Source organism: Phenylobacterium sp. FG114 (genome assembly GCF_057809855.1).
Genome location: NZ_JBMDKU010000004.1, coordinates 40,912 through 57,578, shown reverse-complemented (window position 1 = coordinate 57,578; position 16,667 = coordinate 40,912). Strand labels below are relative to the sequence as shown.

At 69.1% G+C, this 16,667-nt stretch carries 24 protein-coding genes; 8 read left to right on the top strand and 16 right to left on the bottom strand.

Going from position 1 to position 16,667, the window contains the following annotated elements; genetic code table 11:
- Positions 1-94 precede the first annotated feature (94 nt).
- The 8 genes from panB to ACODSY_RS07755 all read right to left on the bottom strand — a co-directional run bounded on the left by panB (position 95) and on the right by ACODSY_RS07755 (position 4,124).
- Entirely contained in the window at positions 95-922 is an 828-nt protein-coding gene (gene panB, locus ACODSY_RS07790; RefSeq protein ID WP_488951152.1) for a 3-methyl-2-oxobutanoate hydroxymethyltransferase, read from the bottom strand.
- Position 923: 1 nt separating this feature from the next.
- Entirely contained in the window at positions 924-1,298 is a 375-nt protein-coding gene (locus ACODSY_RS07785) for a hypothetical protein (protein WP_488951151.1), read from the bottom strand.
- Positions 1,291-1,887 carry an RNA polymerase sigma factor gene (locus ACODSY_RS07780; protein WP_488951150.1) on the bottom strand — a complete coding sequence of 199 codons (597 nt, stop codon included), beginning with the start codon at positions 1,885-1,887 and terminating at the stop codon, positions 1,291-1,293. Before ACODSY_RS07780 ends, ACODSY_RS07785 begins: the two co-directional genes overlap by 8 nt.
- A 22-nt stretch (positions 1,888-1,909) precedes the next feature.
- On the bottom strand, positions 1,910-2,293 hold the full coding sequence (locus ACODSY_RS07775) for a DUF6249 domain-containing protein (RefSeq protein WP_488951149.1): 384 nt from the start codon (positions 2,291-2,293) through the stop codon (positions 1,910-1,912).
- Positions 2,294-2,392: 99 nt separating this feature from the next.
- A complete protein-coding gene (locus tag ACODSY_RS07770) occupies positions 2,393-2,701 on the bottom strand; it encodes a hypothetical protein (protein WP_488951148.1) in 309 nt (102 codons plus the stop codon).
- Positions 2,688-3,227 (bottom strand): RNA polymerase sigma factor, encoded by a 540-nt coding sequence (locus ACODSY_RS07765; protein WP_488951147.1) that lies wholly within the window; start codon positions 3,225-3,227, stop codon positions 2,688-2,690. The genes ACODSY_RS07770 and ACODSY_RS07765 overlap by 14 nt, the downstream gene beginning before the upstream one ends.
- Positions 3,224-3,682: a hypothetical protein gene (locus tag ACODSY_RS07760; RefSeq protein WP_488951146.1), complete on the bottom strand. Its 459-nt coding sequence runs from the start codon at positions 3,680-3,682 to the stop codon at positions 3,224-3,226. The genes ACODSY_RS07765 and ACODSY_RS07760 overlap by 4 nt, the downstream gene beginning before the upstream one ends.
- A gap of 94 nt (positions 3,683-3,776) precedes the next feature.
- Positions 3,777-4,124: an ArsC family reductase gene (locus ACODSY_RS07755; protein WP_488951145.1), complete on the bottom strand. Its 348-nt coding sequence runs from the start codon at positions 4,122-4,124 to the stop codon at positions 3,777-3,779.
- Positions 4,125-4,137: 13 nt separating this feature from the next.
- On the opposite strand from ACODSY_RS07755, the gene ACODSY_RS07750 reads away from it, so the two are divergent.
- Positions 4,138-4,392, top strand: a complete 255-nt coding sequence (locus tag ACODSY_RS07750; protein ID WP_488951144.1) for a DUF2164 domain-containing protein — start codon at positions 4,138-4,140, stop codon at positions 4,390-4,392.
- On the opposite strand, the gene ACODSY_RS07745 is transcribed toward ACODSY_RS07750, so the two are convergent.
- Positions 4,382-4,930 (bottom strand): 2'-5' RNA ligase family protein, encoded by a 549-nt coding sequence (locus ACODSY_RS07745; protein WP_488951143.1) that lies wholly within the window; start codon positions 4,928-4,930, stop codon positions 4,382-4,384. The genes ACODSY_RS07750 and ACODSY_RS07745 overlap by 11 nt on opposite strands.
- 91 nt (positions 4,931-5,021) lie before the next feature.
- On the opposite strand from ACODSY_RS07745, the gene ACODSY_RS07740 reads away from it, so the two are divergent.
- Together ACODSY_RS07740 and msrA are read left to right on the top strand one after the other, a co-directional pair.
- On the top strand, positions 5,022-5,411 hold the full coding sequence (locus tag ACODSY_RS07740; RefSeq protein WP_488951142.1) for a DUF3597 family protein: 390 nt from the start codon (positions 5,022-5,024) through the stop codon (positions 5,409-5,411).
- Between the two features lie 49 nt (positions 5,412-5,460).
- Positions 5,461-5,973, top strand: a complete 513-nt coding sequence (gene msrA, locus ACODSY_RS07735; RefSeq protein ID WP_488951141.1) for a peptide-methionine (S)-S-oxide reductase MsrA — start codon at positions 5,461-5,463, stop codon at positions 5,971-5,973.
- A gap of 3 nt (positions 5,974-5,976) precedes the next feature.
- Here msrA and ACODSY_RS07730 read toward each other — a convergent pair whose 3' ends face one another.
- The 3 genes from ACODSY_RS07730 to ACODSY_RS07720 all read right to left on the bottom strand — a co-directional run bounded on the left by ACODSY_RS07730 (position 5,977) and on the right by ACODSY_RS07720 (position 9,080).
- Entirely contained in the window at positions 5,977-7,212 is a 1,236-nt protein-coding gene (locus tag ACODSY_RS07730; protein ID WP_488951140.1) for a DUF6880 family protein, read from the bottom strand.
- 47 nt (positions 7,213-7,259) lie between these two features.
- Positions 7,260-8,033, bottom strand: coding sequence for an SDR family NAD(P)-dependent oxidoreductase (locus tag ACODSY_RS07725; RefSeq protein WP_488951139.1), 774 nt, complete (start codon positions 8,031-8,033; stop codon positions 7,260-7,262).
- Between the two features lie 87 nt (positions 8,034-8,120).
- Positions 8,121-9,080 (bottom strand): GlxA family transcriptional regulator, encoded by a 960-nt coding sequence (locus ACODSY_RS07720; RefSeq protein WP_488951138.1) that lies wholly within the window; start codon positions 9,078-9,080, stop codon positions 8,121-8,123.
- A gap of 88 nt (positions 9,081-9,168) precedes the next feature.
- Here ACODSY_RS07720 and ACODSY_RS07715 point away from each other — a divergent pair, with 88 nt between their 5' ends.
- The 4 genes from ACODSY_RS07715 to ACODSY_RS07700 are packed head-to-tail and all read left to right on the top strand — an operon-like array spanning position 9,169 to position 12,699.
- A complete protein-coding gene (locus ACODSY_RS07715) occupies positions 9,169-10,017 on the top strand; it encodes a dienelactone hydrolase family protein (RefSeq protein ID WP_488951137.1) in 849 nt (282 codons plus the stop codon).
- A complete protein-coding gene (locus ACODSY_RS07710) occupies positions 10,014-11,063 on the top strand; it encodes an alpha/beta hydrolase (RefSeq protein ID WP_488951136.1) in 1,050 nt (349 codons plus the stop codon). The genes ACODSY_RS07715 and ACODSY_RS07710 overlap by 4 nt, the downstream gene beginning before the upstream one ends.
- A gap of 26 nt (positions 11,064-11,089) precedes the next feature.
- Positions 11,090-11,905, top strand: coding sequence for a PhzF family phenazine biosynthesis protein (locus tag ACODSY_RS07705; RefSeq protein WP_488951135.1), 816 nt, complete (start codon positions 11,090-11,092; stop codon positions 11,903-11,905).
- Positions 11,905-12,699 (top strand): enoyl-CoA hydratase/isomerase family protein, encoded by a 795-nt coding sequence (locus ACODSY_RS07700; protein ID WP_488951134.1) that lies wholly within the window; start codon positions 11,905-11,907, stop codon positions 12,697-12,699. The genes ACODSY_RS07705 and ACODSY_RS07700 overlap by 1 nt, the downstream gene beginning before the upstream one ends.
- A gap of 24 nt (positions 12,700-12,723) precedes the next feature.
- On the opposite strand, the gene ACODSY_RS07695 is transcribed toward ACODSY_RS07700, so the two are convergent.
- The 3 genes from ACODSY_RS07695 to ACODSY_RS07685 form a co-directional block, all read right to left on the bottom strand.
- Complete coding sequence (locus ACODSY_RS07695; protein ID WP_488951133.1) at positions 12,724-14,493, bottom strand: methyl-accepting chemotaxis protein; 1,770 nt, start codon at positions 14,491-14,493, stop codon at positions 12,724-12,726.
- Positions 14,494-14,634: 141 nt separating this feature from the next.
- The gene (gene rpiB / locus ACODSY_RS07690; protein WP_488951132.1) at positions 14,635-15,075 is read right to left on the bottom strand and encodes a ribose 5-phosphate isomerase B; all 441 of its coding nucleotides are present in this window, start codon (positions 15,073-15,075) and stop codon (positions 14,635-14,637) included.
- A gap of 173 nt (positions 15,076-15,248) precedes the next feature.
- Positions 15,249-15,599 (bottom strand): hypothetical protein, encoded by a 351-nt coding sequence (locus tag ACODSY_RS07685; RefSeq protein WP_488951131.1) that lies wholly within the window; start codon positions 15,597-15,599, stop codon positions 15,249-15,251.
- 353 nt (positions 15,600-15,952) lie between these two features.
- Between ACODSY_RS07685 and ACODSY_RS07680 the strand changes: the two genes are divergently transcribed.
- The gene (locus ACODSY_RS07680) at positions 15,953-16,327 is read left to right on the top strand and encodes a hypothetical protein (RefSeq protein ID WP_488951130.1); all 375 of its coding nucleotides are present in this window, start codon (positions 15,953-15,955) and stop codon (positions 16,325-16,327) included.
- On the opposite strand, the gene ACODSY_RS07675 is transcribed toward ACODSY_RS07680, so the two are convergent.
- Complete coding sequence (locus ACODSY_RS07675; protein ID WP_488951129.1) at positions 16,324-16,608, bottom strand: helix-turn-helix domain-containing protein; 285 nt, start codon at positions 16,606-16,608, stop codon at positions 16,324-16,326. The genes ACODSY_RS07680 and ACODSY_RS07675 overlap by 4 nt on opposite strands.
- Positions 16,609-16,667 lie beyond the last annotated feature (59 nt).

Sequence of the window (16,667 nt, the reverse complement as noted above, 5' to 3'; positions counted from 1 at the left end):
GGGGTGTCGCTTAACGAGGGGCGGAACCTATAGCGGCCCGCCCTGCGCCTCAAGTGTGGGCTATGCCCGAGCGGAATGAGGGAGGAGGTCCTCCCTACCCCGCCTTGGCGAAGTAGATTTCGGCGGGGCCGGGAAAGCGGCGCTGGCGGACGTCGTCGGCGTAGGCGGCGACGGACTTGGTGATCTCCTTGCGGAGGTCGCCATAGCGACGGACGAACTTCGGGGTCCAGTCGAACAGGCCCAGCATGTCGTCGGTGACCAGGATCTGGCCATCGCAGCCGGCGGAGGCGCCGATGCCGATGGTGGGGACCTCGATGGCCTGGGTGATCTCTCGGGCGAGGCCCTCGGCGACGCCTTCGACCACGACGCAGAACGCGCCGGCCTCGGCCGTGGCGCGCGCCTCGTCCAGGATGCGGCGGCGCTCGTGATCGGCCTTGCCCTTGGCCTTGAAGCCACCGTCCACCATCACCGCCTGGGGCCGCAGACCCACGTGGCCGACGACGGGGATCCCGCGCTTGACGAGGTATTCGACGTTTTCGACCACGGCCGGCCCGGCCTCGACCTTCACGGCGCTGCAGCCGGTCTCCTTCATCACGCGGGCGGCGTTGGCATAGGCCACCTCGGGCGCGCCTTCGTACGAGCCGAACGGCAGGTCCACGACCACCATGGCCTTGCGCGAGCCACGCATGACCGCCTGGCCGTGCAGGATCATCATGTCGAGGGTGACGCCGACGGTGTTCGGCAGGCCGTGAACCACCATGCCCACGCTGTCGCCCACCAGCAGCAGATCGCAGTGATCGTCGAGGATCTCGGCGACCGGAGCCGTGTAGGCGGTCAGGCAGACAATGGGGACGCCGCCCTTGCGCGCGGCGATATCCGGCGCGGTCAGGCGTCGGACCGTCTCCTGGCGATGACTGGACAAACTAGAGCTCCTCGAACACCCGCACCACGGCGAAGCCCATGGTCAGGACCGCGACGCCGACGGCGATCCAAAGTCCATAGCCTCCGGAGAGCGCCGACACCATGTCGGTGGTGGGCGTCACGCGCGCAAGGCCCTGGCCCAGGACGCGGGCCGATTGCTCGGCGGATTCCACGCGCTGGAACAGGTTGGACATCAGGAGCTGGCTGGCGCCGATGACGCCGCCGGCCAGGCCCGCGGCCCCCAGCAGCCAGCGGCGGGTGGTCCACCCGCGGTTCAGCCGGCCCTCGATCCGTACGGTGAAAGCCGCCGCGTCCGGCAGCTCGGGCGCGTCGGCGAAGAGGCGTTCAAGCCGTCGTTCGAAATCGATCTCAGCCATTGCCACGCCTCCCCTCAAGAACCGCACCATCAGTCGTCGCTCCATTGGGCGCCAGTCGCGCTCGGAGCTTCTCCAGACCACGTTTGACATGGGACTTGACCGTTCCAAGCGGCAGATTCAAGGCGTCCGCCGCCTCGCCGTGCGAGAGGCCCGCGCCGTAGCACATGGACACGCACAGCCGTTCGGCCGCCGACAGGCCGCGCAGGGCCTCGTCCAGGTCGATCCGGTGGTCCGCATCGCCGGCGCTGGCGTCGGCTTCCTCGGCGCCGCCCTCGGCCGCCAGCGCGCTGAGGCGCTTCTCGCGTTGCAGGCGGCGCAGGTACTGCCGCGCCGCGATCTTCTTCACCCAGCCCGCGAAGGTCCCCTCCCCCCGGAACTCGGCGATCCGCTCAAACGCCGCCAGGAACGCGTCCTGGGCCACGTCGTCGGACTCGGCCGCCTGGGCGCCCATCCGGCGCAGCAGGTAGCGTACGCTGGAGCCATGACGACGCACCAGCTCTCCGAAGGCGCGCCGCTCGCCGGCCGCGGCGTACGAGCAGAGCTCGACGTCGTGGAAGCTTGCGAAGCTCGATGTTGTGGCGCCCGACATGGGCATCGTCCCCCAGGTGCCCTCAGGGCTGCTTCTTGTTCAGGAGGCCGAGGGCGATGAACGCCAGGCCGATGAAGGTGGGGAAGCTGGCCAGGCCCAGGCACGGGAACAGGGCGTCCGGCTCCTCGAAGCTGATCACCAGGCCCAGGGCGGCGAAGCCCACGCCCACGCCCAGCCAGATGATGCCGGTGCGAAGGTCGCGCTGGGGCGAAGGCGGCAGGCCCGGGTTGCGGACGTTGCTCGACATGGCGTCGACCACTTCCGGCGGCAGGGGCTGGCCCTTCTCGATGGCGACACGGAGCGTCTCGGCCATCTTCTGGCGTTCCTGGCTCTTGAAATACCGCGGGGCGATGAAGATCGCCGCGATCATCGCGAAGAACGCGAGGGGGATGAGAACCTCATCCATTCTGTTTTCTCCTCTCCAAGTCATGGACGGGAATGGCCCGCCTCTGACCCTTAAGAGACCCGGCGCCCCGTCCGCAGATGCAACAGCGAGGATGAAACCTTATCCATGATTCCGCCGCGGCATCGGGATGCGGCCGTCCAGCAGCATCACCGCGGCGACGGCCAGGGTCGCGCAGGCTCCTAGCGGGGCCAGGCCGTGGGCCAGGGCGGGCAAGGCGGGCTGCAGCCCGGGCCATGCGAGCCAGAGGGCGAAGCCGCCGGCCACCGCCACCGCCGCCGCCAGGGCCACATCGCCCACGAAACGTCGGCGCGCCAGTTCCTCCATCACCGCCGTCGAGAAGACAGGATCGCGCACGGGCGGCTCGTCCTCGACGAACAGCGCCTTCAGCCGATCGTCAGCTTCGGTCATCCGAACCTCCCAACGCTTCGAGGAGCCGCGCGCGGCCCCGCGTGACATGCGACTTCACCGTGCCCAGCGGCAGGCCGAGCGCATCGGCGGCCTCCGCGTGGCTGAAATCCGCCGCCAGGCACAACGCGACACAGGCGCGCTGGTCCGACGGAAGCTCGGCCATGGCGGCCTCGAGCGTCAGCCGCTCGTCAGCCATGGCCCCGCTTGATGGCGGTTTTTCGGCCTCGTAGGCTGCCTCTCGCGCGCGGCTGCGGCCGGCCGAGCGCAACGCCGTAAGGTGCTTGTTGTACCCGATCCCGCAGAGCCAGGCGCGCACGCTGGCGCCGGCCTCCAGCTTGTCGATCCGCTCCCAGGCGGAGAGGAAGGTCTCCTGCGCCAGGTCGTCGGCCTGGGTCCAGTTCCCGCAGGTGCGCCGCAGAAAGGCGCGCAGGGCCTGCTGGTGGCGCTCCACCAGCCGCGCGAAGGCGCCGGTCGAGCCGGCCTGGGCCGCTTCGACCAGAACCTCGTCAAGGTTCTCCGGGCTCATCGGCTCCGGAAGGCCGTGGAGAAGATCGCCACCACCAGATGCCCCGCCGCCACGCAGGTCATGATGATCGCGACGAGGCGGAAGGGCCAGTCGATGCCCGGAAGGTCGGCGTATTCCGACGCCAGCCAGAAGCCGGCGGCGACGCAGCCGGTGATGACGGCCGTGCGCCAGGCCCAGTACGGCCCGTGGCGCCAGTAGCGGCGATAGTAGCGGCGGGGATAGCGGCCGTAGCGGTCGTAGGGCGCGTACGCCGAATCCGCGTCGTCCTCGTCCTCGTCGCGCGCCAGCGCCTTGATCAGCTCTGGCGGCGGATCCTTGCCGGCGTCGGTGTAGCTGCGGAGGATCTGCAGGCGATCCTGGCTCTTCCTGTAGGCCAGCCAGCGGTCGAACGACATGGCGATGAAGAAGCCGATCGGGAAGACCAGCCACCAGAAGCTGTAGAAGAAGTGTTCCATCGCAAAGGGGCTCCCGCGAGCGCCCCGAAGCCGTCTCCGGCGCGCTCCTTGCCCCTAGTCGCCTCCGCGGGCCTCATCGGATGCAGCCCCCAGCTCAATTGCTCAGCTGAGCGTAGGTCTCGGGCTTGAAGCCGACGTAGAGCTTGTCGCCGTGCGCGAGCACCGGGCGCTTGATCATGGACGGCTGGGCCAGCATGAGCGCTATGGCCTTGCCCTCGTCAATCCCGGCCTTGTCAGCGTCGGGCAGCTTCTTGAAGGTGGTCCCGGCGCGGTTGAGCAGCACCTCCCAGCCGACCTGGCGCACCCAGCCCTCCAGGGTGGCGCGGTCGAGGCCGGCCTTCTTATAGTCGTGGAAGTGGTAGGCGACGCCGGCGCCATCGAGGAAGGTCCAGGCCTTCTTCATCGTGTCGCAGTTGCGGATGCCGTAGAGCGTCGTCGCCATCGAGGTCCTCCAGATGTCCAAGATCGAGCTGCCGAAAGAGACCCGCGACGCCCTGGCCAAGGCGCTCAGCCGCTATCTCAAGGACGAGCTGGACCTGGAAGTGACCGGATTCGACGCGGTGTTCCTCACCGACTTCGTCACCGAGCACCTCGGGCCCTACTTCTACAATCAGGGGCTGGCGGACGCCCAGGCCCTGCTGGGCAAGAAGCTGGACGAGATGGGCGAAGCCATCTGGCAGCTGGAGAAGCCGGTGAAGCTCAGCCGCTGAGGGGCACGCGGCCGACCACGTCGAAGCGCCCCTCCCCGTGGACGGCGTGGATCAGGACGAACTCGTCGACGGTCCAGCGAACGGGTTCGACGGGCGTTTCGGGTAGCTCGACCTTGTCGTAGATCAGGGTCATGTGCGGCTCGAAGGCCGGCTCGCGGCGCGGCGCCATCTCGACACGGCGCAGGGCGCGGTGGATGTCGGAGTAGAGCCCGCCCACGCCGATGACGCCCTCGTCGCCCCAGAGCACGATCGGACGGGGCGGCTCGGCGCGGGTCCAAGTTCCCAGGCGGTTGAACTCGACCATGAAGCGGCGGGTCGCGACTTCGGCCACAGCGTCCATGACCTTGTCGAACACGGGCGTTGGCGGGCGCTTGAACTCGCCGATGCCGAACAGCGAGACATGGAGGCGCGCGTGCGGGATCGGCTTCGCGGAGAGGCGCCGGCGCAGCGGATGGGCGTCGAGGCGGGCCAGCGCCTCCGCGGCCGCTTCGGGCGGGGGCTGGAGCGCCAGGTAGACGACGTGCTTGCCACGGATCATGGCGTTCCATGCCGCGCGATTTGAGCGATGCCAAGGCGGCTTGGGCGGAACCGGGCTTCAAGGCGCGGGTTTCCCGCGCTCAGGAGCCGACATGAGCCTCACGCACCGGATCATCGAACGCATCTTCCACGGCGACAACGGCCTGGCCCCGCGCGACTGGGCCGGAGCCGCGTCCGCCCACGGCCACCAGTCGCCGCCCATCGAGCGGACCGCCATGGCGCCGCCGTCCGACCTGGCCGCCGTGTTGTCGGCGCGGGCCGAGCGGGAGGGCCTGGGCGACGAATGGCGACGGTCGCTGGACGGTCTGCTGACCCTGCTGCACCTCGATGCGACGGACGAGGAGCGTCGGGCGCTGGCGGCGGACCTCAACCTCGACGCGGGCGAACCCGGCGCGCCGGGATACGACGCGGCGCTCTACGAGGCCCTGATGCAGCGGCTGGCCGAGAACGGCGCGATGGCGCCCGAGAACTTCTACAAATAGCCGGGCGAACGCCTATCTTAGCGGGGTCCATTTCCGAAGGAGCGCGCCCATGACCGCCAAGACCGAAACCGCCATCCTGGCCGGAGGCTGCTTCTGGGGCGTGCAGGACCTGCTGCGCCGCTATCCGGGCGTGCTGGCCACCCGCGTCGGCTATTCCGGCGGCGACGTGCCCAACGCCACCTACCGCAACCACGGCACCCACGCCGAGGCGATCGAGATCGTCTTTGACCCGGCGGTGATCTCGTACCGCCAGATCCTGGAGTTCTTCTTCCAGATCCACGACCCGACGACGGTGAACCGCCAGGGCAACGACATCGGGACCAGCTACCGCTCGGCGATCTTCTACCTCAGCGACGAGCAGAAGCGCGTGGCGCTGGACACGATCGCCGACGTCGACGCTTCGGGCCTGTGGCCGGGCAAGGTGGTGACCGAGGTGACCGCCGCCGGCCCGTTCTGGGAAGCCGAACCCGAGCACCAGGACTACCTGGAGCGAATTCCGAACGGCTACACCTGCCACTTCATCCGGCCGAACTGGAAACTGCCGGTCCGCGCGACGGCATAGGCCTCAGCGCAGCTCTATGGTGTCCGCCTCCTGAGTGAGGCGGTCGCACGTGGCGAAGTCGCGGCGGCGAAAGGCGGCCGCCGCGGTCTTACGCAGCAGCGTGTGGGCGGCGTTGGGCTGGCGGGCGCGCAGCTTGCCAGCCCATAGCTCGGCCTGTTCAGGCGAGATCTGAAGGTCGTCCGCGCGGGCCTGGATCAGGGTCGCGGCCTCCGGCAAGGCCGGCCATTCCATCAGGAAGGCCAGGGCGCGTCGCAGATCCAGGTCGCGAGCGGCGTGCTCGAAGGCGCGGTGTTCGGCTTCGACATCCTCGAAGTCCGGCAGGCGCCGCGCGAAGGCCCGGAGCCGCTCGGCCGAGAGCGTGCGCTCGAAGGAGGACCAGCGGGCCGCCTGCGCCGCCTCGCCCTGCCCTGCCGCGTCGAGGTAGTCGATCCAGGCGCTCTCCCAGTCGAAATCGGGCTCGGCGGTTTTGGTGGCCGCCTGGAGCAGACGGCCGGCCTCATCGACCCGCCCGGCGGCCAGCAGGCGGCGGGCGGCCTCGGCGGCGATGGCCGGCGTGCGCGCGGCCTGGGCCGTCAGGGTGGTCAGGAAAGCGTCGACATCTCCCGCGGCGTCGGCCACCTGGCGCAGGACCGCCGCCCAGCCGGGCGTTCCGCCCTGCCGCTCCCGCAGCCGGGCCAGCAGCATCTCCAGGGCGGGCTTCGGCGCCGAGGCCAGCGCGGCGGGAAGCCAAGCGGTCCAGGCGGCGGGATTGTCGGCGATGGCGTCGACGAGACCATCGATCGCCCGCGAGTCGTGGCGTTCCGCCAGAAGCCGGCCGACGTCCGCCGCGGCCCGCTCGAAGACGGCCGCGACGCCGCCGTCCTTGTCGCGCACCCGGGTCCCCAGACGACGCGCCAGCTGCATGAACGGCCACATCCGGGCCAGGGCGGCGACGGGATCCAGTTCGGCCAGCCGCTCGGCGATCAGGATGCGCAGCGCCTCGAGGTCGGCGACGAAGCTCGGCCGCTTGCGCCAGGAGACCTTGGATCGGCTACCCTCCAGGGTGGTCAGCCGTTTGTCGAGCTCCAGGGCCAGGTGCTCGGATCCCTGCGCCGCGGCCAGCTCCATCCGCAGGCGCCGCTTGAGATCGGGCCGCGTCTCGGCCGCGTCGGCCACGATGGCGGCGAGCCGCTCGGCGCCGAGCCGTGCGAGGTTCTCGGCGTTCACCTTCTTGAGACTGGCGACGGTGGGCGTCTTCATGGGGCCGTTCATCTGGCCCCGTTCAAGGGCGGCGCAAGACCCCGCGTCTAACGGCCGCCCTGCCCGTCGTCCACGCGGATGACCGTGCCGGTGACGGTCTCGGACGCCGGGCCGACCAAGTAGAGCAGCGTCGAGTCGAGCTGGGCCGGGTCGCCCAGGCGCTTCCGGGGAAAGTGCTCCGTCATGTCGCCGACGCGACTCAGCATGCCGTCCATCATTTCCGAGGCGAAGGCCCCGGGCGCGATGGCGTTCACGTTGATGTTGTAACGCGCCCACTCGACCGCCAGCACCTCGGCGGAACGGGCGACGGCCGCCTTGCTGACCGAGTAGAGCGCGGCCCCACCGCCCCCGTAGCTGAAGGCGGCGACCGAAGCGATGTTGACGATGCGGCCGGGTCGCTCGGCGGCGATCAGCCGGCGGGCGACCTCACAGGCCAGGACGAACGGCGCGCGGACATTGATGTCGAGCACCCGGTCTATCAGCTCCAGTGACATCTTGTGGGCGCGCTGGGCGTCGGGGATGCCGGCGTTATTGACCAGGATAGTCACGAGGCCGAGTTCCGCCTCGGCCTTGGCGACCGCCGCGACGAGTTGGTCGGCGTCGGTTGCATCCATCGCGATCGGCAGCGCGGTCCCGCCGGCGGCGCGGATCTCGCCAGCCAGGGCCTCCAGCTTGTCAAGGCGGCGCGCCGCGATGGCCACCTTGGCCCCTTGGCTCGCCAACACCTTGGCGAAGCGGTAGCCGAGGCCGGACGAGGCGCCGGTGACCAGGGCCACCTGGCCGGTCAGATCGGTGGAGATGTTGGGCAGCGGAAACGACATGACGGACTCCTCGTGCGTCGACTGAGCGCGGAGCGAAGGTCCGCGCCTTGACCTGAGGGGAGTCCAGGGGGCCCAGCGGCGGGGTCGCTAAAGAGCGCTGCGAATCTCGCGGGCCCCGGGCGCACCGTTCCGGCGGAGGAGTCGGCGCAGCGCCGAGGGCTCGGCGTAGCCGACGCGGGCCGCAATCTGATCGAACGAAAGACGGGTCGTTTCCAGGAGCTCGATGGCGCGTTCCACCCGCAGACGCTGCAGGAAGCGGACCGGCGAAAGGCCGGTGATGCGTTCGAGCCGCCGGGCGAAAGTGCGGGGCGCGAGGCCCGCCGCGGACGCCATGGCCGCGACCGAGATGTTTTCGTCCAGCCGCTCGGCCAGCCACCGCTCGGTCCGCGAGATCCGCTCGTCCGCCCCGCTAAGGAACGAGATCGCCATGTAGCGCGCCTGCGAGGCGCGCGCCTCGAGCAGCATGTAGCGGGCGCACCGCTCCGCCAGCGCCGCGTCGCCGTGCCGGGCGATCACCGAGAGCATGAGGTCCATCTGCGCCATCGCCGCACCCGCCGTGGTCACGCGGCCATCCGTGATCACCATGGCGTCGCTCTCGAGGTTGACGGCCGGAAACATGCGCCGGAACAGCGGCGTCAGCCACCACGACGTCGTGGCGCGCCGCCCGTCCAGGAGACCGGCCGAGGCGGTCAGGAAAACGGCCGAGCAGGAACTCGCGATCTCGGCTCCGTTCCGATAGGCGTCGACGATCTGCTGGCGGGCGGTCGAAACGTCCTTCCTCGCCAGACCTTCCGTCATGGCGCGCTCGTCCGCCAGCGACAGGCCCGGCACGACCACGACGTCCGCGGGTCCCGCGTCTCGGCTTTCGAGGGTGGAACCGAACATGACGCGGGCGGCGCGGGCGCCCGATCCCGATAGGCGCACCGCAAAGGCCGGCGAGCGCTTCGCCGTCGCGCGTACGCGGTTTGCCGTTTCGAGCAGCTCGCAGCTGATCGCGACGCTGGAAGGCGAGGCCCCCTTCAAGACCATGACCTCGATCGTCACCATGTCTGAAATCACCCGATCAATGTCGTTTCTGACACTTCGCCGCTTAGCGCGTCCGGGGCAACTTGGCCATGGATGTTGGAGGGTCCGGATGACCGACAACCTTTTGCAGGACGACGCACTGACCGACTTCGTGGCCGAGGAGATCACCCTGCTGGACGTGACCAAGCGGGTATACGTGAGCGGCCATGGTCCGGCGGTCATCGTGATGGCCGAGATGCCGGGGATCAGTCCGCACGTGGCCCGTTTCGCGCGCTGGGTGCGGGACGCGGGCTTCACCGTCTTCATGCCCTCGCTGTTCGGTTGCGACGGCGCCGTGCCAGACGCGGACACCGCCGCGGGGGTCTTTCGCCATGCCTGCGTGAGCGCGGAGTTCCGCGCCTTCGGCGCCGGCGGCTCCAGTCCCGTGACCCAGTGGCTGCGAGCGCAGGCGCGCCATGCTCACGAAGCTTGCGGAGGGCCCGGGGTCGGCGCCATCGGCATGTGCTTCACCGGCAATTTCGCGCTGACCATGATGCTCGAGCCGGCGGTCCTCGCACCTGTTCTCTCCCAGCCGTCGCTGCCGCTCGATGAGCCGGGAGGCCTGGAGATCTCGCCGGACGATCTCGCCGCCGTGAACGCACGTCTCGAGCGGGAGGATCTCACCGTTCTGGCCTATCGGTTCGCGGGCGACGCCTTCTGTCGCGCCGAACGCTTCGCGGCCTATCGGCGGGTGCTGGGCGATCGCTTCGTGGCCAAGGTGCTCCCGGACGAAGCGGCGAACCCTGGACCAAGGCCGCCCTTCTTCCAGAAGTTCGTCGGCACGCCTCACAGCGTGGTCACGGTCGACCTTGTCGACGAGGCCGGTCAGCCGACCCGTCTGGCGCGCGACGAAATCCTGGCCTTCTTCCGCGAGCGCCTTCGACCCGGGCCGTCGGCGACGCGGGAGCAAAACCAATGATCCGGGCGGGCGTGCTGGCCGCCCTCGCCGCGATCATCACGCTGCCCAGCAGCGCCCGGACGGGCGACCTGGCGCCGGAACTCGGCCACGACTATGCGCGAGCCCACGAGGCCATCGATGTGCGAGGCCGCCGCCTCAACCTGTTCTGTATGGGCTCGGGGCCTCGAACGGTTCTGTTCGACGCCGGTGGCAGCGACTGGTCGGACGTGTGGGCGTTGGTGCAGCCGGCCATAGCCACCCAGGCGCGCGCCTGCGCATACGACCGGGCGGGCCTCGGTCACAGCGATCCGGCGCCCCTGCCCCGGACGCCCGTCGAGATCGCCCAGGACCTGCACGCCCTCGTCGCCGCGGCGAAGCTCCAGACGCCCCTGGTGGTGGTCGGGCACTCCTTAGGTGGCTTCAATGTGAAGCTCTACGCGGCCATCTATCCAGACGAGGTGGCCGGGCTCGTGTTGGTCGATCCCTCCGAAGAGCGCACTCCTGAGCGGGCCCGCGCGATGCTTCGCAAGCGCTTCGGCGCCTCGATCGCGGCGCGGTCCGAACTCGCGGACCTGACGCTCTTCGCCTGGCTGACCGAGCGCTACACCCGCTGCGCGGCCGCTGCCGCGGAAGCGCCGCTGGAGGCGGCCTCGCCGATGTACCGCCGCTGCACCGACCCGGTGCGGAGGCCCCTCGGCCCCGAGATTGCGGCAGCTCGGGCCCAGATCCAGGTGACCGCCGCATACCAGCAGGCGCAAGCCTCGGAGATCCTCAACAGTGTCTACGCCGGCGAACGCGCCGACGCGGTCTACCGCGATCTCTTTCGGCCGGGAGCCCTAGGCCGCAAGCCCATGATCGTTCTGACCCACGGCCTCTATGACCCGCGCGACCCGCTCGATGCAGCCGGACAGGCCGCGGGGGTCGCGCTGCACGAGGAGACGGCGCGTCTCTCGCGGTCCGGCAAGCATCGCGTCGTTCCAGCGACGACCCATTACATTCAGCTCGACGCTCCGGACGCGGTGACGCGCGCCATCACGGAAGTGCTCGGCGCTCTGCCGCCGCCTTGACCCGCCAATTCGCCGAGAGAGCTTCCATGCGCCAGTGGACCATCGACGCCTTCACGTCCCGACCCTTCCGGGGCAACGCCGCCTGCGTGGTCGAACCCATGGACGCCTGGCCGTCGGACGACTGGATGCAGCGGCTCGCCACCGAGAATGCCGCCGGCGCAACCGCCTTCCTTCGCAGGACCCAGGTTCCGGACCGCTTCGGCCTGCGCTGGTTCACTGCGGCGACCGAGGTCCCGCTTTGCGGTCACGCGACGTTGGCGGCGGCGCATGCGCTGGTCCGCGAGATCGGGTCGGCTGCCGGGGCGTTCACGTTCGACACCGCCTCGGGACCGCTCATGGCCGAGGCTCAGTCCGACGGTTACGAACTCTCGCTGCCCCTACCCCCGTTTCGGCGCATCCCGACGCCGTCCGGCCTGGCTCGCGCGCTGGGCGCCCAGCCCGCTGAGGTGTGGGAAGCTCCGTATCTGGTCGCCCTCTTCGATGACCCCGAGGTGATCCCGCGCCTTCGCCCCGACCTGCCAGGGCTGATGGAGATCTCGATGGCGCGTGGCGGACAGGGCAATGTCGGCGTGGCGGCGCTCGCTGCGCCTTCGAGCGGCTTTCATGTCATCGACCGGTTCTTCGCCCCCGGATACGGAATCCCTGAGGACGCCGCGACGGGCTCCTTCCATGCGATCCTGACCCCTCTGCTCGCGCCTCGGCTGGGACCGGGTCAGATCCGCTTCCATCAGGTCTCCCCCGGCCGCGGCGCGGAGTTGCGCGGCCGGCTGGCCGCGGATCGGGTCAGGGTCGGCGGTGCGGCCGTCACCGTGGCCGAAAGTCGTCTGCGGGTGGCCCTGTGATGAATCGCACCGGACCTCCGACCGTCCAGCTGGAGCGCCACGGCGCCGTCTTCCACATCGTGCTCGCGAGACCCGACAAGGGGAACGCCATCGACCTCGACACCGCGCGGGCGCTCCGCGCCGCCGTCGCGTCCTGCGCCACAGCGCCCGCCGTCAGGGCCGTGCTCCTCCGCTCGGAGGGCGCTGCGTTCTGTGTCGGCGGCGATCTGGTCGAGTTTGACGCCAAGGGCTCGCTCCGTCCTGAACATCTGGCGGCGCTCGCAGCCGAGTTCCACGCGGCCCAGGAGGGTCTGATGACCATGGCCGCGCCGGTGGTGGTGGCGGTGCAAGGACCGGCGGCGGGCGCCGGCGTGGGTCTCGCGCTGTGCGGGGATATCGTGCTGGCGGCCGAGCCGGCGCACTTCACCCTCGCCTACACCTCGGTGGGCCTGTCGGCCGATGGCGGTTCGACCTATCTGCTGCCGCGCCTGATCGGGCTGCGCCGCACCCAAGACCTGATGTTCACCAACCGACGCCTCGCCGCAGCGGAGGCGCTGGAATGGGGCCTCATCACCGGGGTCGCGCCCGCTGCCGAGCTTCGCCTCCGCGCGGAAGACATGGCCCAGCGGCTGGCCGATGGTCCAGGCCAGGCCCACAAGGCGATCAAACACCTTCTGGCCACTACCTATGAGCGGACCTTCCGGGCGCAGACCGACCTGGAAGGCCGTGAGATCGCGCGGCTGTCCGGTGGACGCGACGCCGCCGAGGGCATCGCCGCCTTCCGGGCCACGCGCCGACCCACCTTCGAGGAATAAGACCCTCCGACCGAAGTCAGGCCGTCAAAACTCGTCCCAGCCGTCAGAGGCGCCGGCGCCCACCACCATGAGGCGACGAGGCGCTGCGGCCGGCGCGCGGACCGGGTCGGGCGCCGCTGTCCGCCCGACCGGACGGCGCTCGGTCACGACACCGGCGTCGAACTGGCCGACGAGGTCTTGCAGATCGGCCGCTTCGCGACGGAGCTGCCCCGCGGCGGCCGTGGCCTCCTCCACCATGGCGGCGTTCTGCTGGGTGACCTGGTCCATCTGGTTCACGGCCGTGTTCACCTCGCCGAGCCCGGTCGCCTGTTCCTGGGCCGACAGGGCGATCTCCGCGATGAGGCGGTCGATTTCGGCGACCTTGTTCACGATGGCGCCCAGCGCCTCGCCGGTCTGACCGACCAATTGGACGCCTCGTTCGACCTGCCGGGAACTGGCGTTGATCAGGGCCTTGATCTCCCGTGCCGCCTCGGCCGAGCGTTGGGCCAGCGCGCGCACCTCGGAAGCAACCACGGCGAAGCCGCGGCCCGCCTCACCCGCTCGCGCGGCCTCGACGCCGGCGTTGAGCGCCAGCAGGTTGGTCTGGAAGGCGATCTCATCGATCACGCCGATGATCTGGGTGATCTGGCGCGAACTGGCCTCGATCTCAGACATCGCCTGAATGCCTTCGCGCATCACTTCGCCTGAGCTGGTGGCGTCCTGGCGCGCCGCAGACGCCGCACCGTTGGCGGCGCGGGCGCCCTCGGCGCTGCGCCGGACCGCAGCGGTGATCTGGTCAAGCGCCGCAGCGGTCTCCTCCAGGCTGGCGGCCTGCTGCTCGGTGCGCCGCGAAAGGTCGTCGGACGCGCGAGAGATCTCGTCCGCGCCGGAACTGACCGCGTGAGTCACGCCCGCGATGCCGGCCATGGCCGTGCGCAGCGCCCCGGCGGTGGTGTTGTAGTCACGACGCAAGGCTTCGAACGTCGGGTCGAAGACCGTATCGATCGTGTGGGTGAGGTTGTTCGAGGCAAGCTGCGACAGCCCCTCGCCGATCTCGTTGACCGCCTGCACGCGCGGCGTCACGTCGGTGGCGAACTTGACGACTTTGGTGACGCGGCCCTTCAGATCAAAGACCGGATTGTAAGAGGCCTGGATCCAGACCTCGCGGCCACCCTTGCCGATCCGTCGGAATTCCGCGGCGACGAATTCGCCGGCGTTCAGGCGAGCCCAGAAAGCGGCGTACTCGGGGGCCTGGGCCTCCTCGGGCCGAACGAACATACGGTGATACTTGCCGACGATCTCATCGAGCGCATAGCCGAGCGTGGTCAGGAAATTCTCATTGGCGCCGAGGATGCGGCCGTCGATGTCGAACTCGATGATCGCCTGCGCGCGGGACAGGGCTTCGATCCGCGCCTGGGCGTCGAGGGCGCGCAGCTTCTGGGCGGTGATATCGGAAGCCACCTTGACCACCTTCGCCACCCGCCCCTGTCGGTCGCGCACGGGGTTGTAGGAGGCCTGGATCCAGACCTCGCGACCGCCCTTGCCGAGGCGGCGGTACTCGCGCGTGTCGAAATCGCCGCGGCCCAGCTTGGCCCAGAACTCGGCGTAGGCGGGGCTGGCCACCTCCTCCGGATCGACGAACAGGCTGTGGTGACGGCCCTTGATCTCGGCGAGCTGGTAGCCGAGCACCTGGCAGAAGTTGGCGTTGGCCGTGAGGATGGTCCCATCCGGCGCGAACTCGATCATCGCCAGCGAGCGATTGAGAGCGTCAAGCGCCGGGCCCGCATCGGCGGAGGCCCTGGAAAAGGCGATCATGGGGAGGTCGTTCCTGCTGCGTTTGTGCGAGGAGGACTTCCGTCGGACAGGCCTAATTGAGCCTTAAGAATCGCTGGCCGTGCGACAACCTGCGCCGCTGTTGCACGAACATCGCTACCCGAAATGGGGCGCGAAAGGCCCCTAGCCTTCCAGGGCCTTGATCATCTCCACCCGCAGCGCGTGCCGGCCGCCATCGAACGGGGCGGCCAGGAAGGCGTCGACGATATCGAGGGCAAGGCCTTCGCCCACCACGCGGGCTCCGAGGGCCAGCATGTTGGCGTCGTTGTGCTGCCGGATCATGCGGGCCGAGAAGGTGTCGGAGCAGACGCCACAGCGGACACCTTTCACCTTGTTGGCCGCCATCATGATCCCCTGGCCGGTGCCGCAAAGGACGATCCCGAACCGGCAGTCGCCCGAGGCGACGCGCCGGGCCGCCTCCGCGCCACGCTCGGGATAGTGCGTGCTCTCGGGCGTGGTGGGGCCGATGTCGACCACCTCCCAGCCTTGCGCTGCGACGTGGGCGGCCGCGGCCAGTCGCAGGGAGATGGCGGCGTGGTCGCTGGAGAGGACGATGCGCTTCACGCTCCCTACTCCCACTCGATTATCTACCCGCACGGTAAGTTTTTGAAATTGTTCTAGAAGCGAATTCACGCAGATTTGAGAAACCGCCAGACATACCGTCAGAATCTTTTGCTGGCGGATTGATGATGTAGATCCACATCATCAATCGACGTCTATCGGAATACGGCACGTTTCTACCGTCGCACCGAACGATCGCCCTCTTTTACGCTGCGGTTGAGCAGCCTGGCCATATGCAGCGCGTCCTCTTCGGACATGTTGTGCTGCGGGGTCATGGCGATCACGGCGATTTCGCCGGTCCAGATATCGACCACCCTGAACCGCTCGGTCTCGGGGCGGACGACGAAGCGGTCGACGCGCTTGCGGCCGGCCTCCATGGCGTCCCACACGCGGCGGTTCGTGGGATCGCGGCGCCAGGCGAAGAACGCCTGCAGTTCGTGGGTGTCGATGCTCGTCCGGCTGAGCTTCGCCACCCATTCGGTGGCGGCGGCGCGGCGATCGCGCTCGAGTTCGTCTTCAGTGCTCATCGCAGCGCCGTTCTCAGTCCAATGCCGCCGCGGCGGCCCAGCCGTGCGGAAGCTAGGCCCGAGCATGGACCGCTGCCAAGGCAGGCGGTGGGGTCGCTTCACCGAAAGCTGGGGACGATCTGCTTTTCGACGCCCGCCGCCCTGGTGACGGTTCGACACGAGCTATTTCCGAGCGCGACTTTGACACAGACGCGGAGTGCATGAACAACATATAACAAGTTCAGGTTGTTCGATTGGCCGCCATGGATGTGTTGCGTGACCAGGATGCCGCTGCGCAGCGAGCGACGCTTTCCCGTGTCCTGAAGATCTTCCGGAAGCGATCTGGGCTGAAATCCGCTGAAGTCGCGAAGCTCATGAATAAGGGCCTGCGCACCTATCAGCGGTGGGAGTCCGGCCACTACGGAGTCCAGCACGACCCCATCTTCCGCTTCGCCGAGATCGTCCAGGCGGACCCCTGGGGCATCATCTTCGCGGTGGAGTTCGGCTCGGTCGACTTCGCCCTCGACGCGTCGCGCAACAACGCCGCCTCCTTCCTCCTGGTGGCGCTGCGCCGCGCCTACCGCAAGTCGCCCCAGCCGTTTCGCGGCCTGGATCCGCGCTCCCTGGTGCTGACCTATACGCGCGGCTTCGACCTGCTGGACCGGCGGTTCGAGAAGTACGACTCGGACCTCGAGCAGTGGATGTTCGACGAGAGCCTGGGGGCGCACGACGACGAGGACGACGGCTAGGCCAGGCGCGGCTTCGTCCGCGGCGGGTCGGCGATGATCCCCAGGCTCCGCGCCCGGATCACCGCCTGCAGGCGTGTCCGGACGCCGAGCTTCTGGCAGGCGCGGAAGACGTGCCGCTCGACGATACGATGCGAGACCCCGAGGATCACCGCGATATCGCGTGAACTCTTGCCCTGCTGAACCCAATAGAGGCACTCGATCTGACGCGGAGAGAGCGAAACCGGCCGCTCTTGATCCTGCTCGGAAAGCTCCGATGCCTGGTGCTCGTGAACTGAACGCATGACGCCAACCCTTGATGTCCGCGCCGCCCTATGGCGCGGCTTGCGACTCCCTCGAATTA

Bases quoted from the DNA above. Each gene is read 5' to 3' on its own strand.
- ACODSY_RS07755 (WP_488951145.1), bottom strand. From the start codon at position 4,124: ATGGCGACGACGCTCTACGGCATCCGCAACTGCGACACGATGAAGAAG.
- ACODSY_RS07740 (WP_488951142.1), top strand. From the start codon at position 5,022: ATGAGCCTCACGCACCGGATCATCGAACGCATCTTCCACGGCGACAAC.
- ACODSY_RS07680 (WP_488951130.1), top strand. From the start codon at position 15,953: ATGAATAAGGGCCTGCGCACCTATCAGCGGTGGGAGTCCGGCCACTAC.
- ACODSY_RS07750 (WP_488951144.1), top strand. From the start codon at position 4,138: ATGTCCAAGATCGAGCTGCCGAAAGAGACCCGCGACGCCCTGGCCAAG.
- ACODSY_RS07685 (WP_488951131.1), bottom strand. From the start codon at position 15,599: ATGAGCACTGAAGACGAACTCGAGCGCGATCGCCGCGCCGCCGCCACC.
- ACODSY_RS07705 (WP_488951135.1), top strand. From the start codon at position 11,090: ATGCGCCAGTGGACCATCGACGCCTTCACGTCCCGACCCTTCCGGGGC.
- ACODSY_RS07780 (WP_488951150.1), bottom strand. From the start codon at position 1,887: ATGTCGGGCGCCACAACATCGAGCTTCGCAAGCTTCCACGACGTCGAG.
- ACODSY_RS07770 (WP_488951148.1), bottom strand. From the start codon at position 2,701: ATGACCGAAGCTGACGATCGGCTGAAGGCGCTGTTCGTCGAGGACGAG.
- ACODSY_RS07765 (WP_488951147.1), bottom strand. From the start codon at position 3,227: ATGAGCCCGGAGAACCTTGACGAGGTTCTGGTCGAAGCGGCCCAGGCC.
- ACODSY_RS07725 (WP_488951139.1), bottom strand. From the start codon at position 8,033: ATGTCGTTTCCGCTGCCCAACATCTCCACCGATCTGACCGGCCAGGTG.
- ACODSY_RS07760 (WP_488951146.1), bottom strand. From the start codon at position 3,682: ATGGAACACTTCTTCTACAGCTTCTGGTGGCTGGTCTTCCCGATCGGC.
- ACODSY_RS07710 (WP_488951136.1), top strand. From the start codon at position 10,014: ATGATCCGGGCGGGCGTGCTGGCCGCCCTCGCCGCGATCATCACGCTG.
- ACODSY_RS07785 (WP_488951151.1), bottom strand. From the start codon at position 1,298: ATGGCTGAGATCGATTTCGAACGACGGCTTGAACGCCTCTTCGCCGAC.
- msrA (WP_488951141.1), top strand. From the start codon at position 5,461: ATGACCGCCAAGACCGAAACCGCCATCCTGGCCGGAGGCTGCTTCTGG.
- ACODSY_RS07745 (WP_488951143.1), bottom strand. From the start codon at position 4,930: ATGATCCGTGGCAAGCACGTCGTCTACCTGGCGCTCCAGCCCCCGCCC.
- ACODSY_RS07720 (WP_488951138.1), bottom strand. From the start codon at position 9,080: ATGGTGACGATCGAGGTCATGGTCTTGAAGGGGGCCTCGCCTTCCAGC.
- ACODSY_RS07775 (WP_488951149.1), bottom strand. From the start codon at position 2,293: ATGGATGAGGTTCTCATCCCCCTCGCGTTCTTCGCGATGATCGCGGCG.
- ACODSY_RS07700 (WP_488951134.1), top strand. From the start codon at position 11,905: ATGAATCGCACCGGACCTCCGACCGTCCAGCTGGAGCGCCACGGCGCC.
- ACODSY_RS07730 (WP_488951140.1), bottom strand. From the start codon at position 7,212: ATGAAGACGCCCACCGTCGCCAGTCTCAAGAAGGTGAACGCCGAGAAC.
- ACODSY_RS07675 (WP_488951129.1), bottom strand. From the start codon at position 16,608: ATGCGTTCAGTTCACGAGCACCAGGCATCGGAGCTTTCCGAGCAGGAT.
- ACODSY_RS07695 (WP_488951133.1), bottom strand. From the start codon at position 14,493: ATGATCGCCTTTTCCAGGGCCTCCGCCGATGCGGGCCCGGCGCTTGAC.
- ACODSY_RS07715 (WP_488951137.1), top strand. From the start codon at position 9,169: ATGACCGACAACCTTTTGCAGGACGACGCACTGACCGACTTCGTGGCC.